The sequence below is a fragment of the Bacillus paramobilis genome (assembly GCF_038096195.1).
In the GTDB taxonomy this organism is placed as follows: domain Bacteria; phylum Bacillota; class Bacilli; order Bacillales; family Bacillaceae_G; genus Bacillus_A; species Bacillus_A mobilis.
In genome coordinates, this window is the sequence record NZ_CP151108.1 from 1,843,183 (window position 1) to 1,861,386 (window position 18,204).

Sequence of the window (18,204 nt, forward strand, 5' to 3'; positions counted from 1 at the left end):
CTCTTATCCTTATTCAGCGCCATCAATTTGATACTCGATAGATTCTGAATGATTCAGATCAACGTTAAAGGTAGCAGTCATAAGGAAAGTGGCAATTCCAAGAATTAAGAAAAGGACGAATGAAACTAGAGAGACGTAGAGACAAATACGCCCTACTTTCTTTTTTTCAAGATCTTTACTAAAGAGTGAAATGATCCATGTAATAATACCGATTGGGTATAAAAGAAAACTAAGAATATATAATGTTATCTTTTCGAATGAATTCATAAACAATCCCCCCTTTTGTTGAAGGTTATATAAGAAAATAAAAAGGTGAATGGGTCCATAAGAAGATAAGCAACACTTCATCTGTTTTTCTAATTATATGATAAAAAGGAAAAAAATAAGCTTTGAATAAGAATATTCTAATTATTTCGACTGTGAATATTTCCAAGCTTGTCCGTATAAGCTAAAATAAGGTATATAGTATTTTGGTGATTAAGTTATAAGAAGATAAACACGTTAGGGTGATATAAAATGTGGCGGAAGCTTACGATTATTGTAGTGTTACTTTGTTTAGCGGGATATGCAGCTTATGAACAGTTTGGTAAAAACGATCAGGCGGTACAAGGAGAGCAAGAAAAAAGTGAAGCTGCTATGAAAGAGATGATTGCAAGTAATGGTATTGAAATAGGGAAGAGTGCACCAGACTTTGCATTAACGAAGTTAGATGGAACGAATGTAAAGTTATCGGATTTAAAAGGAAAGAAAGTAATTTTAAACTTTTGGGCAACGTGGTGTGGACCTTGCCAGCAAGAAATGCCTGATATGGAAGCTTTCTATAAAGAACATAAAGAAAACGTAGAAATTTTAGCAATAAATTATACGCCTTCAGAAAAAGGTGGGGGAGTAGAAAAGGTAAGCAATTTTGCGAAAGAAAAAGGAATTACTTTTCCTATTTTATTGGACAAGAACATTGATGTGACAACAGCGTATAAAGTAATTACGATTCCAACTTCGTATTTTATAGATACGAAAGGTGTCATTCAAGATAAGTTCATTGGACCGATGACGCAAAAAGAGATGGAGAAACGGATTGCTAAATTAAAATAACGGTGAAAAGGTAGAGGTGGAAAATTACCATTTCTGCCTTTTCTTTTTCACGTAGTGATAGCAGCATGTTATGATAAAAGAAATATAAACGTTTAGAGGTAAAGGAGTGTATGGAGTGGGGAATATATCCTTACCGTTAGATTATGTTGTAATTGATTTTGAAACAACAGGATTTAACCCTTATAATGATAAAATTATTCAAGTCGCAGCAGTGAAATATCGTAATCATGAACTAGTAGATCAATTTGTTTCCTATGTGAATCCAGAGCGTTCAATTCCGGACCGAATAACGAGTTTAACAGGTATTACAAATTATCGTGTTTCAGATGCACCGACGATTGAAGAAGTATTACCTTTATTTTTAGCATTTTTACATACAAATGTAATTGTCGCTCATAATGCATCGTTTGATATGCGTTTTTTGAAAAGTAATGTAAATATGCTTGGTTTACCGGAACCTCAAAATAAAGTGATTGATACTGTGTTTTTAGCAAAGAAATATATGAAGCACGCGCCTAATCATAAACTTGAAACATTAAAGCGAATGCTTGGCATTCGTTTAAGTTCTCATAATGCATTTGATGATTGTATTACGTGTGCAGCTGTTTATCAAAAATGTGCATCTATTGAAGAAGAAACAAACAGGAAATCGGATACGAAAGTACTTGATGAAACAGCAGTATATGAAGCAGTAAAAAAGATGCTTGTACGAAATAAACGTGATATCGAATGGGTTCGTTGTATGAATGTAGGAAGTTATTTAGATATAAAAGCTTTTTATCCAGTTATGAGAGTAAAAGTAAAAGGGCGAAAGAAATACGTATTAACAGAGATATTAGAAGATGAAGTGAAGGAAATATGTACGGGTTTAAATTGTGAACCGGCGTTAAAAAGTGAAGTTGGTAATACGAGAATTATGCTTAATACCTTAGAGGATGTCCTGAAATTAGAAAGTTATATTTTAGAACAGTATGATTTCGTATTGCAAGCACTAAGTGAGTATAAACAAAATGAAATGAATGCAGATGAAAAGTTAAAAGAGTATTTAAATATGATGGTATAAAAAACTCCGTGTACAAGAAGTTGTACACGGAGTTTTTTTAGGAGTACTAAAACATAAAATTTTCTTGCAAATCTGATTAAAGAGTTTTTCATTTGCTCATACTATGTATAGTAAGAATGCAAAGGAGAGAGGGTGAACAGCATGAGAAGAAGTCGCCGTAAATCATTTGACGAACTTGTGAAAGAAAATAAACAACAATTATTAAGCGATCGTGATGCAATCGATCGTATTGAAGAGCGTATTGAAAAACGTTATGAAATGAAACTTTTTAAGCAAGCTGAATAATTCTTAACACTAGTACGATACTAGTGTTAAGGAGGCGATAGTAATGGGTAATCCGAAAAAGAATTCAAAAGACTTTGCACCGAATCATATTGGGACACAATCAAAAAAAGCTGGTGGCAATAAAGGAAAGCAAATGCAAGACCAAACAGGTAAACAACCGATTGTTGATAACGGTTAAAACGGGAGAATTTTGTCATTCTTCTTTTTTGTGACGGATTTTTAATAGTAAAAAAGGGCTGACTTTTGTCAGCCCTTTTTCGTAATCGTAAAATTTTCAACGAGTAAACGCCAATTTTGCGGGAATGGTAAACCGATCTTCCAGTAACTAATACCACCAATGCCTTGTTCTTTCATTAAGTTGAATTTACTTTGAATAGATCTCGAATCTTCAAACCAAACTTCGTGTTGTACGCCGTTTTCGTCAAAGTAATTGAAATGTGGAGCTTGAGCTGTGAAATCATAGCGGATAGGAACATTGTATTTACGAGCTAGTGCAACAGCTGCGACAGAGCTAACTGCTTTTGCTGGCGGATTCCCTTGTTTGAACGGAAGTTTCCAATCGAATCCGTATAAATTTTGCCCCATCATAATTTTTTGGGGAGGCATTTGAGATTTTGCGTATTGAAGTACTTCTTTTACAGGACCGATAGGAGAAATAGCCATCGGTGGTCCGCCTTGCCAACCCCAGTCGTATGTCATAATAACGACGAAATCAACAATTTGTCCTTGTGCTTTATAATCGTGAGCTTCGAAAAATTTCCCTTTTTGATTTGAACTTGTTTTCGGTACAAGCGTTGTACTTAATGTGTATCCGTTAGGTAATCGTGTTTTCACATTTCGTAAAAAACGATTATACGCTTCGCGATCTTCAGGTGCCACGCTCTCGAAATCAAAATGAATGTCTCGCATACCGTACTTCTCAGCTGTTCGCAAAATGTTTGTAATAAATTTGTTTTGAATTGTTGCGTCCCGTAAAATAACTGATGTCAGATCGGCACTGAAATTTCCATTTTCAATATTTGTAATAACGAGCATAGGGATGGTTTTGCCTTGCGTTGCAATATTAGCGATTTTAGCTGTTTCAGTCGGTTCTTTTAACGTACCATCTCTTTTTGCTTCGAAACTGAAATAAGCTAAGTATGTTAAAAATGGATTAATAGCACGCGTAGCAGTAACTAAACTTTCTTTTATTGGTATAGTTGAAGGTTGTAAATAAGCGATGGATTCTACTGCTCGTTTTGTCCCTTTTGGTATATATAATTGCTGCCCAACGTGGAGAATGGATTTTAAAGATAAATTATTCACTTTAGCTAAGCTAGCGAGAGGAACGTTATATGTTTGAGAAATTCGATAGAGGCTATCGCCAGGCTGTACATAATAATTATTTCCTTTCGTATTTACGATTAGTGCCTGACCAACGACGAGTGTTTCAGCTGGATTGAGTCCGTTGTCTTTTACTATCTCATCAGGTGTGGATCCATATTTTGATGCCAAGCTATATACGCTATCACCGCTACGAACAGTTACAATTTGAATCATATGCTTGCTCCTTTCGGTAAAAGATTCACTGTTTTTATTTTATTTTTGATGTCACTGTATTATGATTAAATGTATGCAAGGTAGCAGAAGTGAAAGAAGGGAAGAAACAGTTAGTGGATATCTACAAAAATATATAATTAGTGATAAAATATTTGTAGATGAAAAATTGTCGCCGGGGTAAAGTAGTTTCATGGGATGAAAAATATGAAAGTATATTCAATTGGTGATTTTGCAAAAAGGCAGGTAGGATAGAACAAACTAGTTGCCATCTTCAAGGGAAAATAAGCTAAGAAGATGGTTAAGGGGTTGCTGGAAAATGATGCTTGCGAAGAAAGTGAGAATCAAGCCGAATAAAGAACAAGAATTGCAACTTTGGAAATCTGTTGGTACGGCAAGATGGGCTTATAATTGGACACTGGCGAAGCAAGAAGAGAATTACAAGAATGGCGGAAAGTTCATATCAGACGGTTTTTTACGGAAAGAATTAACTGTATTAAAGCAGACTGAAGAATATGCTTGGTTGTACAATGTTTCAAATAATATAGCCAAACAAGCGATTAAAGATGCTTGTGAAGCATATAAGCGATTTTTCAAGGGACTGGCTGATAAACCACGATTCAAAAGCAGAAGGAAAGCAAAACTCTCTTTTTACAATGATAATGTCAAGTTAAACGTAAAAGAAAAACAAGTTTTGATTGAGAAAGTTGGTTGGGTAAAAACATCCGAAAAGTTACCTGTAGGGGTTAAGTACTCTAATCCACGCGTTAGCTTTGACGGTAAGTATTGGTATTTGTCTGTCGGTATTGAACAGGAGTTTACAAAAGAGAAGTTAACGGTTGTTTCGTTAGGAATAGATATTGGAATCAAAGAATTAGCATATTGTTCTGATGGGCAGAGGAAGAACAATATCAACAAAACAAAAATGGTAAGACAGGCAGAGAAACGCCTTCGTAGGTTGCAACGTCAAGTTTCTCGTAAATATGAAATGAATAAGGAGGGAAACCGTTTTGTCAAAACAAGCAACATTATAAAAATCGAGAAAGAGATACGACAACTACATAGAAGGTTATCAAATATCAGAAAGAATCATCTTCATCAATCCACGAGCGAAATTGTGAAAACCAAGCCATTTCGCATTGTGATGGAGACGTTGCATATGAAAGGTCTGATGAAGAATAGACACCTAGCTAAAGCGATTGCGAAGCAGTGTTTATATGAGTTCAAAAGACAAATTCAATACAAGTGTGAAAAATATGGTATTGAATTTGTAGAAGCTGATACATGGTATCCTTCGTCAAAAATGTGTTCCAGTTGTGGAAGCATCAACAAAGAACTAAAACTTTCTGACCGTGTATACAAATGCACTTGTGGTCACGAAATGGATAGGGATTTAAATGCGGCTATCAATTTGTCACGGTATGAATTAGCCAGTTAACATCTAAAAAAGTTACGGCTAATATGTAGGATTCGTTGTATCCGAATTTACGCCCTCGGAGTGTTACATTAAACGAAAGTAGCTTCTGTGAAATCGGACACGTAGAACAGGGAAATAAACAAAATTTATAGATTTTTATAAGTTTATGGCAACGGCGAATACATATGTTTGTAGCAGAACATGAAGTTGAAATCCGTTATGCGGAAACAGATCAAATGGGTGTTGTTTACCATTCAAACTATTTGGTGTGGCTGGAACTAGGTCGCACGAAACTTATACAAGATTTAGGATTTTCATATGTTGAAATGGAGAAAGAGGGAATTATTTCTCCTGTGTTAGACTTACAAATTTCATATCGTAAAGCGATGCGTTACGGTGAAAAAGCAATTGTGAAAACGTGGGTGGACACTGTGAGCCCGCTTCGTGTTGTATATGGTTATGAAATATATAACGGTGACGGAGATCTTTGTATTACTGCAACTACGACGAATATTTGTGCGAAAAAAGAAGGGTTCAGGCCCGTATCATTTAAAAAGTTATATCCTGAGTGGTATGCGAAATATGAGGAAATTAAGAAAAAATAAAAAAAGTGTGGCAGAAGCCACGCTTTTTTTATTTTTCATAATTAAATTGCGGGAAATCATCACCGTCGTTAAATGTAACAGATAAATTATGTCCATCGAAGAACCACTCATCATCGCCTTCAATAAAGAAGTTAATACCTTCTTCTTGAGTTTGAACAGCAGGATGTGCAGGGTCATCTTTACGAATACCTAAAGAAAGTCCTTTTTGCACAGTACTGCAACCGCCGTATTGTACGAATAGGCGTAGTGTTTCACCCGATTGTAAGTTTAATTCATTTTTATACCATTGTGCTGCTTCTTTTGTTACGGAAAGATTCATGTATAGTTCCTCCAAATTATGTTGCTTTTTCTTTAGTATAAAAAATAACGCAAAAAGACGCTATTAATATGCTTCACGTTTTCTTTTTGCGTTATGTGGGTTACGATCTTATTTTTGCTTTTTTGAAAAGTTTGCTTTCGGTTCAGTTTTATTTATAATTCGTCCGATATTTGCACGGTGTTTATAAATAACCATACCTGCTAATAAACACATCGCAATAATGAAGATTTTATCCCCGCTAACAATGGATGCAATAACAGCAACGACGGCTGTTACCATAGAAGAAAGTGATACGTATCTTGTTGTAAATAAAAGGCTGAAAAAGACAACAGCTAATATTGCAAAAACAACTGGTGAGTAGCATAATAGCACGCCAGCAGAAGTTGCAACAGCTTTACCACCACGGAATTTTGCGAAGATCGGATATACATGTCCAAGAACAGCTGCTAATCCGAACCATAGTGGGTGTACATCTAATCCGAAAATAATCGGTAGACTTGTTGCTAATGTACCTTTTAAAATGTCAGCAATTGTAACGATAAAACCTGCTTTTTTCCCTAGTGTGCGGAATGTATTTGTTCCGCCTAGATTACCGCTTCCGTGCTCACGAATATCGATTCCGTAGCCGATTTTTCCAACTACTAGTGCGAATGGAATCGAGCCAAGTAAGTAGGCAACGATAAATAAAAGATATGTAGTAACCATAAGTTCAGTCTCCTTTATTCAAATGTGTTGATAAAGGGTAAAAAGAGTTTTTCCCGTATATTGTACCATACATTTGTAAAGAGCACATTTCTTTTTTGTAAATGAAAAATTCATTATTTCGTGAAAAAAATTTCACAGGAATGTTACATTTCTCACAGAAACACTAAGACTATATGTAGTAACATTTTAATTAAAAGACAACAACATATTGGTGGAGGGTTATAAATGTTACAACGAAATGTACGTGGAGAAGAATTAATGAAAGTGTTTGAGACGATTGTCCACGGTAGTGAGCAAGATTTAATGCAAGAAAATGCAAATGTAGATGGCCGCTCTCCGATGGGAGTAATGGGAACGTTCGCATCAGAGAGTGCGAAATATTATGCAGTTGAAAATTTATTGTCAGATCAAGTGAAAAAAGCAATAAATCAAAATATATTATATCCACATGACTTAGATTTTTATGCGACAGGAACGACGACTTGTTCGCAAATTCCGTTAGCGCAAATGCTTGCGAACGGTTTTCATACCGGACATGGGCATATGAGACAACCGCAGGATATTAAAAGTGCATTGGCTCTTTCGTCTATTATTTTTCAGGCGAATCAAAATATGCAGCACGGTGGTCAATCATTTGCACTCTTTGATATTGATTTAGCTCCATATGTGAGAAAAACAGTAGCGAGACATAAGGAGCGATTACAGTCATATCCGCTTACGAAAGAACAAATAGATGAATTTGCATGGAAAGAAACAGAAAATGATACGTATCAGGCGTGTGAAGCTTTCGTTCATAATTCCAATAGTATGCATAGTAGGGGCGGGGGACAAGTACCGTTTATTTCTATTAATTATGGAACAGACACATCAAAAGAGGGACGGTTATTAGTTAGACAGCTTTTAAAAGCGACCCAAGCTGGTCTTGGTAAAGGAGAAACACCAATTTTTCCTATTCAAATTTTTAAAATGAAAAAAGGTGTGAACTTTGAAGAATGTGATCCGAACTATGATTTATTTGAATTAGCGTTAGAGACAACGGCTGAACGATTATTTCCTAACTTTTCATTTTTAGATGCGTCGTTTAATGCAGTACATTATGACGGAAGACCGGAAAGTGAAGTATGTTACATGGGATGTCGTACCCGTGTTATGTCTAACATACATGGAGAAGAAACTGCGATTGGAAGAGGTAATTTATCATTTACGTCTATCAACTTAGTGAAATTAGCGCTAATTAGTGGTTCAAAAGAAGCATTTTTTGAAGCGTTAAATTATTACTTAGATTTAGGAATTCAGCAATTATTAGAGAGATTTGAGTATCAATGTACGAAGCGAGCAAGAGATTTCCGATTTTTATATTCGCAAGGTGTATGGCGCGGTGGAGAAAAGTTACATCCTGAAGATTCTGTAGCATCCATTTTAAAGCAAGGGACGTTAAGTCTTGGTTTTATCGGTCTTGCGGAGTGTTTAGTAGCTTTAACAGGAAAGCATCATGGAGAAGATGAAGAGTCATGGAAACTCGGGTATGAAATCATTTCCTTTATGAGAGATAGAATGGATAAAGCGACGGAAGAACACGAACTGAATTTCTCAGTAATTGCAACTCCTGCGGAAGGATTATCAGGGAAGTTTGTGAAAAAAGATAGAGAAGAATTTGGTGTGATTAGCGGTATAACGAACCATAATTATTATACGAATTCATTCCATATCCCAGTTTACTATAACATTCAAGCGATAAATAAAATTCGTTTAGAAGGACCTTTCCATGCCCTATGTAACGGGGGGCATATTACGTATATTGAACTAGACGGAGCAGCTATGCATAACAAGCAGGCATTAAAACAAATTGTACGAGCGATGGCAGATCATGGCGTTGGATACGGTTCAATTAATCATCCAGTTGACCGTTGCAAGTGCTGTAGTTATCACGGAGTTATTGGTAATGAATGCCCAAGTTGCGGAAATGAAGACGAGGCTAATATAGAAAGAATTCGCCGTATAACAGGTTATCTTGTAGGAGATATGTCGAAGTGGAATAGTGCAAAACGTAGTGAAGAGATGGACCGGGTGAAGCATAAATGAAAGTGATGAACATCATTCATGATAGTGTAGTAGATGGGGAAGGATTGCGGACAGTCGTGTTTTTTGCGGGCTGTCCGCATCGTTGTTTCGGTTGCCATAATCCGAAATCGTGGAATATTTGCAATGGAACTGAAATGACAGTAGAAGACATTGTGAAAGAGATTGCAAGTAATCCATTAACTGATGTAACATTTTCAGGTGGTGATCCATTTTTTCAAGCTGCTGAAGTGAAAAAAGTAGCAAAATCTGTGAAAGACTTGAAAAAAAATCTATGGATGTATACAGGTTATACGTTAGAAGAGATACAGAGTTCTCAAAATAATGATATGATAGAGTTGTTACAGTATGGGGATGTTTTAGTCGATGGAAGATTTGAAATCGAGAAAAAAGATTTAACACTTCCATTTCGCGGAAGCTCCAATCAACGTATTATTCGATTGAAAGAGTAAAAAGGCGGGATAGATGATATGAATAAAACAGTATTACTTGTTGAAGATGAAAGAAGACTACGTGAAATCGTTAGTGATTATTTTCGTAATGAAGGCTTTGAAGTAATCGAAGCAGAAGACGGAAAAATAGCGTTAGAATTATTTGCAGAGCATGAAATTGATTTAATTATGTTAGATATTATGTTACCAGAAATAGATGGATGGTCTGTTTGTAGACGAATTAGAAAAGAATCAGCAGTACCAATTATTATGTTAACAGCACGTTCAGATGAGGATGATACATTACTAGGGTTCGAATTAGGTGCAGATGAGTATGTAACGAAACCTTTCAGCCCGAAAGTGTTAGTAGCTCGAGCGAAGACGTTATTGAAACGTGCGGATGGCGTGGTAGGAGTAGCGGAAGAAAATGCTATGTCCTTAGCTGGAATAGAAGTAAATCGTTTATCTAGAACGGTGTTAGTAAATGGAGAAGAAATTATATTGACACATAAGGAATTTGAACTTCTTGTTTATTTAATGGAGAACAAAGGAATTGTGTTGTCACGTCAACATTTATTAGATCAGTTATGGGGATATGATTATTACGGTGATGACCGAACGGTGGATACTCATATTAAAAAACTACGAAATAAGCTAGGAGAAAAAGCGAAGCATATCGGTACTGTTATTCGAGTTGGTTATAAGTTTGAAGAATAATTGTAATGGATTGTGTACTTTAGCCTAGGGAAATGTCGATTTTATATCCTCTTTGGCAGGTAGAATGTACAAAAAATACTTTTCTTGTCTACAATGATAGATAAGAGTATTTTTTTAATTGGATTTCACGATGAGTTCACAAGAAGGACACAAACTGTGACTATACTGAAAATACGAATTCACCAGAGAGGGGAAATAAAACATGGGATATTACGACGGACCGAATTTAAATGAAGAGCATAGTGAAACGAGAGAAGTGAGAAAATCAGGCGGTAAAAAAGGTTATTTTTTCACAGGTTTAGTCGGAGCGGTAGTTGGAGCTGTCACAATTAGTTTTGCGGCACCATATATGCCATGGGCTCAAAATAATGGAGCGGCTGTATCATCATTCAGTTCGGATTCAAAAGTTGAAGGTACTGTAGTTCCTGTTGTCAATAAAGCTAAAAATGAAACTGATTTACCTGGTATGATTGAAGGCGCGAAAGATGTTGTTGTAGGTGTTATTAATATGCAACAAAGCATTGATCCATTTGCAATGCAACCAACAGGCCAAGAACAACAAGCTGGTTCAGGATCAGGTGTTATTTATAAAAAAGCAGGAAATAAAGCATATATTGTAACAAACAACCACGTAGTAGATGGAGCGAATAAACTTGCTGTAAAACTAAGTGATGGTAAACAGGTAGATGCAAAACTAGTAGGGAAAGATCCTTGGTTAGATTTAGCTGTTGTTGAAATTGACGGGTCTAATGTAAATAAAGTTGCCACTTTAGGTGACTCAAGTAAAATCCGTGCTGGTGAAAAAGCAATTGCAATCGGTAATCCACTAGGGTTTGATGGAAGTGTAACGGAAGGTATTATTAGTAGTAAAGAACGTGAAATTCCAGTAGATATTGATGGCGATAAACGTGCGGATTGGAATGCTCAAGTTATTCAAACAGATGCAGCGATTAACCCAGGTAATAGTGGTGGTGCGTTATTTAACCAAAACGGTGAAATAATTGGGATTAATTCAAGTAAAATTGCACAACAAGAAGTTGAAGGGATTGGATTTGCTATTCCAATTAATATCGCAAAACCAGTTATTGAATCACTTGAAAAAGACGGAGTAGTGAAACGTCCAGCTCTTGGAGTAGGTGTCGTTTCATTAGAAGATGTGCAAGCTTATGCCGTAAATCAATTGAAAGTACCAAAAGAAGTAACAAACGGCGTTGTGTTAGGTAAAATTTACCCAATATCACCTGCAGAAAAAGCTGGTTTAGAGCAATATGATATTGTAGTAGCATTGGATGATCAAAAAGTAGAAAATTCACTTCAATTCCGTAAATATTTATATGAAAAGAAAAAAGTAGGCGAAAAAGTAGAAGTTACATTCTATCGTAATGGTCAAAAAATGACGAAAACAGCTACTTTAGCAGATAATTCAGCTACAAAGAATCAATAATTGAAATAAAAGAAAGTCTCTTTCGTATTGAAAGAGACTTTCTTTATCGGCTATACTAAAGGAATAGGAGGGATAAATTATGACAATTGAAAACCCAACTCGTACGGAAATTGGTGAAGTATTAAAGAAAAGCAAAACGATTGCAGTTGTTGGATTATCGGATAAGCCAGAACGTACATCGTATATGGTTTCAAAAGCAATGCAAGATGCTGGGTATCGCATTATTCCAGTGAACCCAACAGTAGATGAGGTGCTTGGAGAAAAAGCAGTTTCTTCACTAAAGGATATTAAGGAACATGTTGACATTGTAAATGTATTCCGCCGTTCAGAATTTTTAATGGATGTTGCGAAAGAGTTTGTAGAGATTGATGCAGACGTTTTTTGGGCACAATTAGGAGTACAAGATGAAGATACATATAAACTGTTAAAAGAAAAAGACTATACTGTAATAATGGATCGTTGTATTAAAGTAGAACATGCGATGACAAAATAGTATAGATTTTAAAGGTAGAAAGATTGATTCAGCCCTCATTATAGGCAAGTAGGGCCGATGAACGAGGTGTTCATCATGAGATTTTTTAAAGGCTGTTTTTGGGGATTATTACTCGTTATCCCATTTTGGATATTGATCATTTGGATCATGATAAAGGTTTGGAATGTGTAATCTTGGCATACATATCCATTTCTCGTTGACAAACGATTATTTTTCTGAAATAGTAGCCTAGAGGAATCCTTGTGAAAAAAACAAGGATTTTTCTATTGAAAATGGTATATAAAAGAGATAAGATAACTTGCCAAAACTATAGTCGAGGCGTTATTCTATAGTAGAAACATATGTTCTTATTTGATTAGGAAAGGGGCAAGGAGTTTGGCGAAGCATCAGTTCCAATATAATGAAGATGCAATTCAAGTGCTAGAAGGACTTGAAGCCGTTCGAAAACGCCCGGGTATGTATATCGGGAGTACGGATAGCCGTGGATTGCATCATTTAGTATATGAAATAGTAGATAACTCCGTTGACGAAGCGTTAGCGGGATTTGGCGACGAAATTTCTGTCGTAATACATAAAGATAATAGTATTAGCGTTATAGATAAAGGGCGAGGAATGCCTACGGGAATGCATAAACTTGGGAAACCTACACCTGAAGTTATTTTAACTGTACTTCATGCTGGTGGTAAGTTTGGTCAAGGTGGTTACAAAACGAGTGGTGGTTTACACGGTGTTGGGGCATCAGTAGTAAACGCCTTATCTGAATGGTTAGTCGTAACGATTAAGCGTGACGGGAATATTTATGAACAACGCTTTGAAAATGGCGGTGTTCCTGTAACGACGCTTGAGAAAATCGGAAAGACGAAAGAATCTGGTACGACAATGCATTTCAAACCAGATACGACGATTTTCAGCACAACAAATTACAATTACGAAACATTATGTGAAAGATTACGTGAATCTGCATTCCTATTAAAAGGAATGAAAATCTCAATAAAAGATGAGCGAAATGATTTAGAAGATGTCTTTCATTATGAAACAGGAATCGAAGCTTTCGTTTCATACTTAAACGAAGAAAAAGATTCAATCCATCCGGTAGTATATTTTACTGGTGAACAAAATGGAATTGAGGCAGAGCTAGCATTTCAATTTAACGATGGCTACTCAGAGAATATTCTTTCGTTTGTAAATAATGTACGTACAAAAGATGGTGGAACACACGAAGCTGGATTTAAGACAGCAATGACTCGTGTGTTCAATGAGTATGCTCGTAAAGTTTCACTATTAAAAGAAAAAGATAAAAACTTAGAAGGTACAGATATTCGTGAAGGTGTAGCGGCTATCGTTTCTGTACGTGTACCAGAAGAAGTACTTCAGTTTGAAGGACAAACGAAGGGAAAACTAGGTACAAGTGAAGCTCGTTCTTCAATTGATGCCATTGTATCAGAGCATTTAGCTTACTTTTTAGAAGAAAACCCGGATGTTGCTACACTTCTTGTGAGAAAGGCAGTTAAAGCAGCGCAAGCACGTGAGGCTGCTCGCAAAGCGAGAGAAGAAGCACGTACTGGTAAAAAGAAAAAGAAATCAGAAGGTACATTAAGTGGTAAGTTAACACCTGCACAATCACGTAACCCACAGAAAAATGAACTGTACCTAGTGGAGGGTGACTCTGCCGGTGGTTCCGCGAAACAAGGTCGAGACCGACGTTTCCAAGCGGTATTACCGTTACGTGGTAAAGTAATCAATACAGAAAAAGCAAAACTTGCGGATATCTTTAAAAATGAAGAGATTAATACAATCATTTACGCTATTGGCGGTGGTGTAGGGAATGAATTCGCTGTTGAAGATATTAACTACGATAAAGTTGTAATTATGACCGATGCCGATACAGATGGTGCGCACATTCAAGTATTGTTACTAACGTTCTTCTACAGATATATGAAACCACTTATCGAAGCTGGCAAAGTATTTATTGCACTTCCTCCTTTATACAAAGTAAGTAAAGGAAAAGGTAAGAGTGAAGTGATTGAGTATGCATGGTCTGATGAAGAATTAGATGGTGTAACAAAAAAGGTCGGTAAAGGCTATATGTTGCAGCGCTATAAAGGACTTGGCGAAATGAATGCTGATCAATTATGGGAGACAACTATGAATCCTGAAACGCGTACGTTGATTCGTGTGAAAATTGACGATGCATCAAGAGCGGAGCGCCGAGTTACGACATTGATGGGTGATAAAGTAGAACCTCGCCGTAAATGGATCGAACGAAATGTACAATTTGGTATGCAAGAAGAAGGAAATATTTTAGAAAATGAAATGATTATGGAGACGGAGGTGGAATAACATGCAGGCAGAGAAGTTTCATGACCTCCCGCTTGAAGACGTGTTAGGTGACCGCTTTGCACGTTATAGTAAATATATTATTCAAGATCGCGCGCTTCCAGATGCGCGTGACGGTTTAAAACCTGTACAGAGACGTATTTTATATTCTATGTATGTAGAAGGAAACGTACATGATAAAGCGTTTCGTAAATCAGCTAAAACAGTCGGTAACGTTATTGGTAACTACCATCCACATGGTGATTCTTCTGTATATGAGGCGATGGTACGTTTAAGTCAAACTTGGAAAGTACGTAATGTTTTAGTTGAAATGCATGGTAATAATGGTAGTGTTGATGGCGATCCAGCAGCGGCAATGCGTTATACGGAAGCCCGCTTATCACCAATTGCATCTGAGTTATTACGTGATCTTGATAAAGAAACAGTAGAATTTGTGTCAAACTTTGATGATACGAGTGAAGAACCTGTTGTGCTTCCAGCGATGTTCCCGAACTTATTAGTGAACGGATCTACAGGAATTTCAGCTGGTTATGCAACAGAAATTCCTCCGCATCACCTTGGGGAAGTAATTGATGCGACGATGATGCGTATTGATAAGCCGAATAGTACTGTTGATGATTTATTAACAGTTATGAAAGGACCAGATTTCCCGACAGGTGGTATTATTCAAGGGATTGATGGTATCAAAAAAGCGTATGAAACAGGAAAAGGTAAAATTATTATTCGCGGAAAAGCGGAAGTTGAAACAATCCGCGGTGGTAAGCAACAAATCGTTATTACAGAAATTCCGTATGAAGTAAATAAAGCGAACCTTGTTAAAAAAATGGATGAATTACGTCTAGATAAAAAGCTAGATGGAATTGCTGAAGTACGTGATGAGACAGATCGTACTGGTCTTCGTATTGTCGTAGAGTTAAAAAAGGAAGTAAATGCTGAAGGTATTTTAAATTATTTATATAAGAATACAGATTTACAAATTCCATATAACTTTAATATGGTAGCGATAAATAATCGTCGTCCGACACTTATGACATTACCTAAGATTTTGGATGCATATATTGGACACCAAAAAGAAGTTGTAACAAAGCGTTCTCAATATGAATTACGAAAAGCAGAAAATCGTCAGCATATTGTTGAAGGGTTAATGAAAGCATTATCAATTTTAGATCAAGTAATCGAAACGATTAGAGCTTCTAAAGATAAGCGTAATGCGAAAGATAACTTAAGTGCCAAATTCGGCTTTACAGAAGCACAATCAGAAGCAATCGTTTCGTTGCAACTATACCGTTTAACGAATACAGATATTACAGCACTAGAAAAAGAAGCGGATGAATTAAGTACAAAAATTGCAGAATTACAGGCAATTTTACAAAGTGAAAAAAGACTTCTTCAAGTTATTAAAACAGATTTGAAGAGAGTAAAGAAAACATATAGCGATGATCGCCGTGCTATTATTGAAGAACAAATTGAAGAAATTAAAATCGATGTGGAAGTGATGATTCCACAGGAAGATGTCATCGTTACTGTAACGAAAGAAGGATATGTGAAACGAACAGGTTGGCGTTCGCATAATGCATCGAACGGAAAAGACTTCGGTATGAAAGAGGGTGACATCTTACTGGAGCGATTCGATACGAATACCACAGAGACAGTTCTCTTATTTACGAATAAAGGAAACTATATATATCTGCCAGTATATGAAATGCCAGAAATTCGTTGGAAAGATTTAGGTCAACACGTTGCGAATCTCGTTTCGCTTGAGCGGGATGAAATGATTATTTGGGCGACTGTCGTACCGAATTTTGAAGAAGAAAAACGATTTATCGTATTTGTAACAAAGAATGGCATGATTAAGAAAACAGAATTAAACCAATATAAAGTACAGCGTTATTCAAGGGCGTTCGTTGCTGTAAACTTGAAAAAAGATGATGAAGTAGTAGATATATTTGCGACAGATGGAACGAGTGATATCGTTCTTGCAACCTATGGTGCATATGCACTTATTTTCCATGAAGATGAAGTAAGTCCAGTCGGTGTAAGGGCTGCTGGTGTGAAAGCCATTAATTTAAAAGAAGATGATTATGTCGCTTCGGGTAAACCGTTAAATGGTGAAAAAGATCAACTTATTCTCGTAACGCAGCGTGGTGCTGTAAAACGTCTAAAAGCATCAGAAATTGAGAAATCAACAAGGGCGAAGCGAGGTCTTGTTATTTTCAAAGAGTTAAAACGTAATCCATATCGTATTGTCGGTATTGAAATTGTTCGAGATGATGAACTAGTTTACATGAAGACAGAGAAAAACATTGTAGAAGAAATTGATCCGAAAGCGTATCGAAATAAAGACCGGTATAGTAACGGTAGTTTAGTACTAGATGTTAATGATACAGGTGAAGTTATTGAAACGTGGACGAAAAAACGACCGGAGTAAAGAAAAGCATCTTGCTATGAATCATGGTAAGATGCTTTTTTCTAGGCAAATTATTATGTAAATAATAATATTCTTGTTATAATAACTGAATGAAATCGTTCTCATAAAGTGAAACTTTAATCAGTGGGAATGTTCTTTATCCCCACTGATTATTAGTTGAAGCCGGATAGATGGAGGGGCAACATGAAAAAAATAGGTGTAGGGATTGTAGGATTTGGGTTTTCTAGTACAACATTTCACATCCCATTATTACAAACGATAGAAGAATACGATATTCGTGCTATTTTATCTTCAAAAGAAGAACTAGTGAAACAAGCAGTACCAAATGCTGAAGTTGTTGACACAATTGAGGAATTAGTAAATCGTACTGATATTGACTTAGTGGTCATTACTTCACCGAATACAACTCATTTTCCATATGTAAAAGAAGCAATTTTACATGGTAAGCATGTAGTTGTGGAGAAACCATTCGTTGTTTCAATTGAAGAAGGGGAAGAGCTTATTTCGTTAGCAGAGCAACATAATGTGGTAGTAAGTGTATATCATAATCGTCGTTTTGATAATGATTTCTTAACGATAAAGAAATTGTTAGAAGAAAATAGAATAGGAAATTTATACGCATATGAAGCGCATTTCGATCGTTTTCGCCCGAATGTACGTGATCGCTGGAGAGAAAAGAACTTACCAGGATCAGGAATATTATATGATTTAGGCTCGCATTTAATTGACCAAGCATTATCATTATTTGGGAAACCAGATGCGATAAGTGCAGATGTAATCAAACAACGACCAGGTGCAGAAATTGATGATTACTTCCATGTTATACTTCACTACGGTGTGAAACGTGTCACTTTACATAGTAGCAGTTACGTAAAGCAAGCAGGCCCACACTTCACACTGCATGGAGATAAAGGTTCTATCGTGAAATACGGTATGGATTCACAGGAAGAGCAATTAAAAAATGGAATGAAGCCAGGCGATAACGGTTATGGAGCAGACGCTGAAGAGAATTTCGCTACTTTACATACGGAAGAAAAGTTAGAGTGTATTTCGACAGAAGTTGGCTGTTATGACATGTATTATAAAGGTGTAAGAGATAGTATTGTAAATGGTGAAAAACCACCTGTAACAGCACAAGAAGGCTTAGAAGTTATTAGGCTTATTCAATTAGCGATTGAAAGTAGTGAAACGGGTAGAGTCATTCCTATAAAGTGAAACTTTAATCAGTGGGGGTCTTACTGCCCATTAAAGTG

18 protein-coding genes are annotated in these 18,204 nt (G+C 36.3%); 14 read left to right on the forward strand and 4 right to left on the reverse strand.

What is annotated here, in order from left to right:
* Positions 1–9: 9 nt before the first annotated feature.
* Positions 10–267: a hypothetical protein gene (locus AABL52_RS09560; protein WP_097842926.1), complete on the reverse strand. Its 258-nt coding sequence runs from the start codon at positions 265–267 to the stop codon at positions 10–12.
* A gap of 249 nt (positions 268–516) precedes the next feature.
* Here AABL52_RS09560 and AABL52_RS09565 point away from each other — a divergent pair, with 249 nt between their 5' ends.
* The 4 genes from AABL52_RS09565 (at position 517) to sspN (ending at position 2,618) form a co-directional block, all read left to right on the forward strand.
* Positions 517–1,092: a redoxin domain-containing protein gene (locus AABL52_RS09565; protein ID WP_097842927.1), complete on the forward strand. Its 576-nt coding sequence runs from the start codon at positions 517–519 to the stop codon at positions 1,090–1,092.
* Between the two features lie 115 nt (positions 1,093–1,207).
* The gene (locus AABL52_RS09570; RefSeq protein WP_098238800.1) at positions 1,208–2,155 is read left to right on the forward strand and encodes a 3'-5' exonuclease; all 948 of its coding nucleotides are present in this window, start codon (positions 1,208–1,210) and stop codon (positions 2,153–2,155) included.
* Between the two features lie 141 nt (positions 2,156–2,296).
* Positions 2,297–2,440 carry an FbpB family small basic protein gene (locus AABL52_RS09575; RefSeq protein ID WP_001254697.1) on the forward strand — a complete coding sequence of 48 codons (144 nt, stop codon included), beginning with the start codon at positions 2,297–2,299 and terminating at the stop codon, positions 2,438–2,440.
* Positions 2,441–2,483: 43 nt separating this feature from the next.
* The gene (gene sspN, locus AABL52_RS09580; RefSeq protein WP_000527987.1) at positions 2,484–2,618 is read left to right on the forward strand and encodes an acid-soluble spore protein SspN; all 135 of its coding nucleotides are present in this window, start codon (positions 2,484–2,486) and stop codon (positions 2,616–2,618) included.
* 68 nt (positions 2,619–2,686) lie between these two features.
* On the opposite strand, the gene AABL52_RS09585 is transcribed toward sspN, so the two are convergent.
* Positions 2,687–3,979, reverse strand: a complete 1,293-nt coding sequence (locus tag AABL52_RS09585) for a glycosyl hydrolase family 18 protein (RefSeq protein WP_341519248.1) — start codon at positions 3,977–3,979, stop codon at positions 2,687–2,689.
* A 316-nt stretch (positions 3,980–4,295) separates the two neighbouring features.
* Here AABL52_RS09585 and AABL52_RS09590 point away from each other — a divergent pair, with 316 nt between their 5' ends.
* Both AABL52_RS09590 and AABL52_RS09595 read left to right on the forward strand, forming a co-directional pair.
* Entirely contained in the window at positions 4,296–5,414 is a 1,119-nt protein-coding gene (locus tag AABL52_RS09590; protein ID WP_341519249.1) for an RNA-guided endonuclease InsQ/TnpB family protein, read from the forward strand.
* Positions 5,415–5,578: 164 nt separating this feature from the next.
* The gene (locus tag AABL52_RS09595; protein WP_000495809.1) at positions 5,579–5,998 is read left to right on the forward strand and encodes an acyl-CoA thioesterase; all 420 of its coding nucleotides are present in this window, start codon (positions 5,579–5,581) and stop codon (positions 5,996–5,998) included.
* 28 nt (positions 5,999–6,026) lie between these two features.
* Here the strand turns inward: AABL52_RS09595 and AABL52_RS09600 are convergent, their stop codons facing one another.
* On the reverse strand, positions 6,027–6,317 hold the full coding sequence (locus AABL52_RS09600; protein WP_001054449.1) for a HesB/YadR/YfhF family protein: 291 nt from the start codon (positions 6,315–6,317) through the stop codon (positions 6,027–6,029).
* Positions 6,318–6,425: 108 nt separating this feature from the next.
* Positions 6,426–7,022 (reverse strand): glycerol-3-phosphate 1-O-acyltransferase PlsY, encoded by a 597-nt coding sequence (plsY, locus tag AABL52_RS09605; protein ID WP_000258967.1) that lies wholly within the window; start codon positions 7,020–7,022, stop codon positions 6,426–6,428.
* Positions 7,023–7,247: 225 nt separating this feature from the next.
* Here plsY and AABL52_RS09610 point away from each other — a divergent pair, with 225 nt between their 5' ends.
* From AABL52_RS09610 to AABL52_RS09645, 8 genes are all read left to right on the forward strand, one after another.
* Positions 7,248–9,104, forward strand: coding sequence for an anaerobic ribonucleoside triphosphate reductase (locus tag AABL52_RS09610; protein WP_341519250.1), 1,857 nt, complete (start codon positions 7,248–7,250; stop codon positions 9,102–9,104).
* On the forward strand, positions 9,101–9,553 hold the full coding sequence (nrdG, locus tag AABL52_RS09615) for an anaerobic ribonucleoside-triphosphate reductase activating protein (protein WP_000867058.1): 453 nt from the start codon (positions 9,101–9,103) through the stop codon (positions 9,551–9,553). The genes AABL52_RS09610 and nrdG overlap by 4 nt, the downstream gene beginning before the upstream one ends.
* 18 nt (positions 9,554–9,571) lie before the next feature.
* On the forward strand, positions 9,572–10,249 hold the full coding sequence (locus tag AABL52_RS09620; RefSeq protein WP_001044677.1) for a response regulator transcription factor: 678 nt from the start codon (positions 9,572–9,574) through the stop codon (positions 10,247–10,249).
* A 202-nt stretch (positions 10,250–10,451) separates the two neighbouring features.
* On the forward strand, positions 10,452–11,693 hold the full coding sequence (locus AABL52_RS09625; protein ID WP_000542632.1) for a S1C family serine protease: 1,242 nt from the start codon (positions 10,452–10,454) through the stop codon (positions 11,691–11,693).
* Between the two features lie 79 nt (positions 11,694–11,772).
* On the forward strand, positions 11,773–12,186 hold the full coding sequence (locus AABL52_RS09630; RefSeq protein ID WP_000151390.1) for a CoA-binding protein: 414 nt from the start codon (positions 11,773–11,775) through the stop codon (positions 12,184–12,186).
* A gap of 375 nt (positions 12,187–12,561) precedes the next feature.
* Entirely contained in the window at positions 12,562–14,526 is a 1,965-nt protein-coding gene (gene parE / locus AABL52_RS09635) for a DNA topoisomerase IV subunit B (RefSeq protein ID WP_001062208.1), read from the forward strand.
* A gap of 1 nt (position 14,527) precedes the next feature.
* Entirely contained in the window at positions 14,528–16,951 is a 2,424-nt protein-coding gene (gene parC / locus AABL52_RS09640; RefSeq protein WP_001147483.1) for a DNA topoisomerase IV subunit A, read from the forward strand.
* Between the two features lie 183 nt (positions 16,952–17,134).
* Entirely contained in the window at positions 17,135–18,166 is a 1,032-nt protein-coding gene (locus tag AABL52_RS09645) for an oxidoreductase (RefSeq protein WP_097842931.1), read from the forward strand.
* The last annotated feature ends 38 nt before the right edge of the window (positions 18,167–18,204 follow it).

Coding starts and splice junctions, on each gene's coding strand:
- AABL52_RS09560 (WP_097842926.1), bottom strand. CDS start 267: ATGAATTCATTCGAAAAGATAACATTATATATTCTTAGTTTTCTTTTA.
- AABL52_RS09565 (WP_097842927.1), top strand. CDS start 517: ATGTGGCGGAAGCTTACGATTATTGTAGTGTTACTTTGTTTAGCGGGA.
- AABL52_RS09575 (WP_001254697.1), top strand. CDS start 2,297: ATGAGAAGAAGTCGCCGTAAATCATTTGACGAACTTGTGAAAGAAAAT.
- sspN (WP_000527987.1), top strand. CDS start 2,484: ATGGGTAATCCGAAAAAGAATTCAAAAGACTTTGCACCGAATCATATT.
- AABL52_RS09585 (WP_341519248.1), bottom strand. CDS start 3,979: ATGATTCAAATTGTAACTGTTCGTAGCGGTGATAGCGTATATAGCTTG.
- AABL52_RS09590 (WP_341519249.1), top strand. CDS start 4,296: ATGATGCTTGCGAAGAAAGTGAGAATCAAGCCGAATAAAGAACAAGAA.
- AABL52_RS09595 (WP_000495809.1), top strand. CDS start 5,579: ATGTTTGTAGCAGAACATGAAGTTGAAATCCGTTATGCGGAAACAGAT.
- AABL52_RS09600 (WP_001054449.1), bottom strand. CDS start 6,317: ATGAATCTTTCCGTAACAAAAGAAGCAGCACAATGGTATAAAAATGAA.
- plsY (WP_000258967.1), bottom strand. CDS start 7,022: ATGGTTACTACATATCTTTTATTTATCGTTGCCTACTTACTTGGCTCG.
- AABL52_RS09610 (WP_341519250.1), top strand. CDS start 7,248: ATGTTACAACGAAATGTACGTGGAGAAGAATTAATGAAAGTGTTTGAG.
- nrdG (WP_000867058.1), top strand. CDS start 9,101: ATGAAAGTGATGAACATCATTCATGATAGTGTAGTAGATGGGGAAGGA.
- AABL52_RS09620 (WP_001044677.1), top strand. CDS start 9,572: ATGAATAAAACAGTATTACTTGTTGAAGATGAAAGAAGACTACGTGAA.
- AABL52_RS09625 (WP_000542632.1), top strand. CDS start 10,452: ATGGGATATTACGACGGACCGAATTTAAATGAAGAGCATAGTGAAACG.
- AABL52_RS09630 (WP_000151390.1), top strand. CDS start 11,773: ATGACAATTGAAAACCCAACTCGTACGGAAATTGGTGAAGTATTAAAG.
- parC (WP_001147483.1), top strand. CDS start 14,528: ATGCAGGCAGAGAAGTTTCATGACCTCCCGCTTGAAGACGTGTTAGGT.
- AABL52_RS09645 (WP_097842931.1), top strand. CDS start 17,135: ATGAAAAAAATAGGTGTAGGGATTGTAGGATTTGGGTTTTCTAGTACA.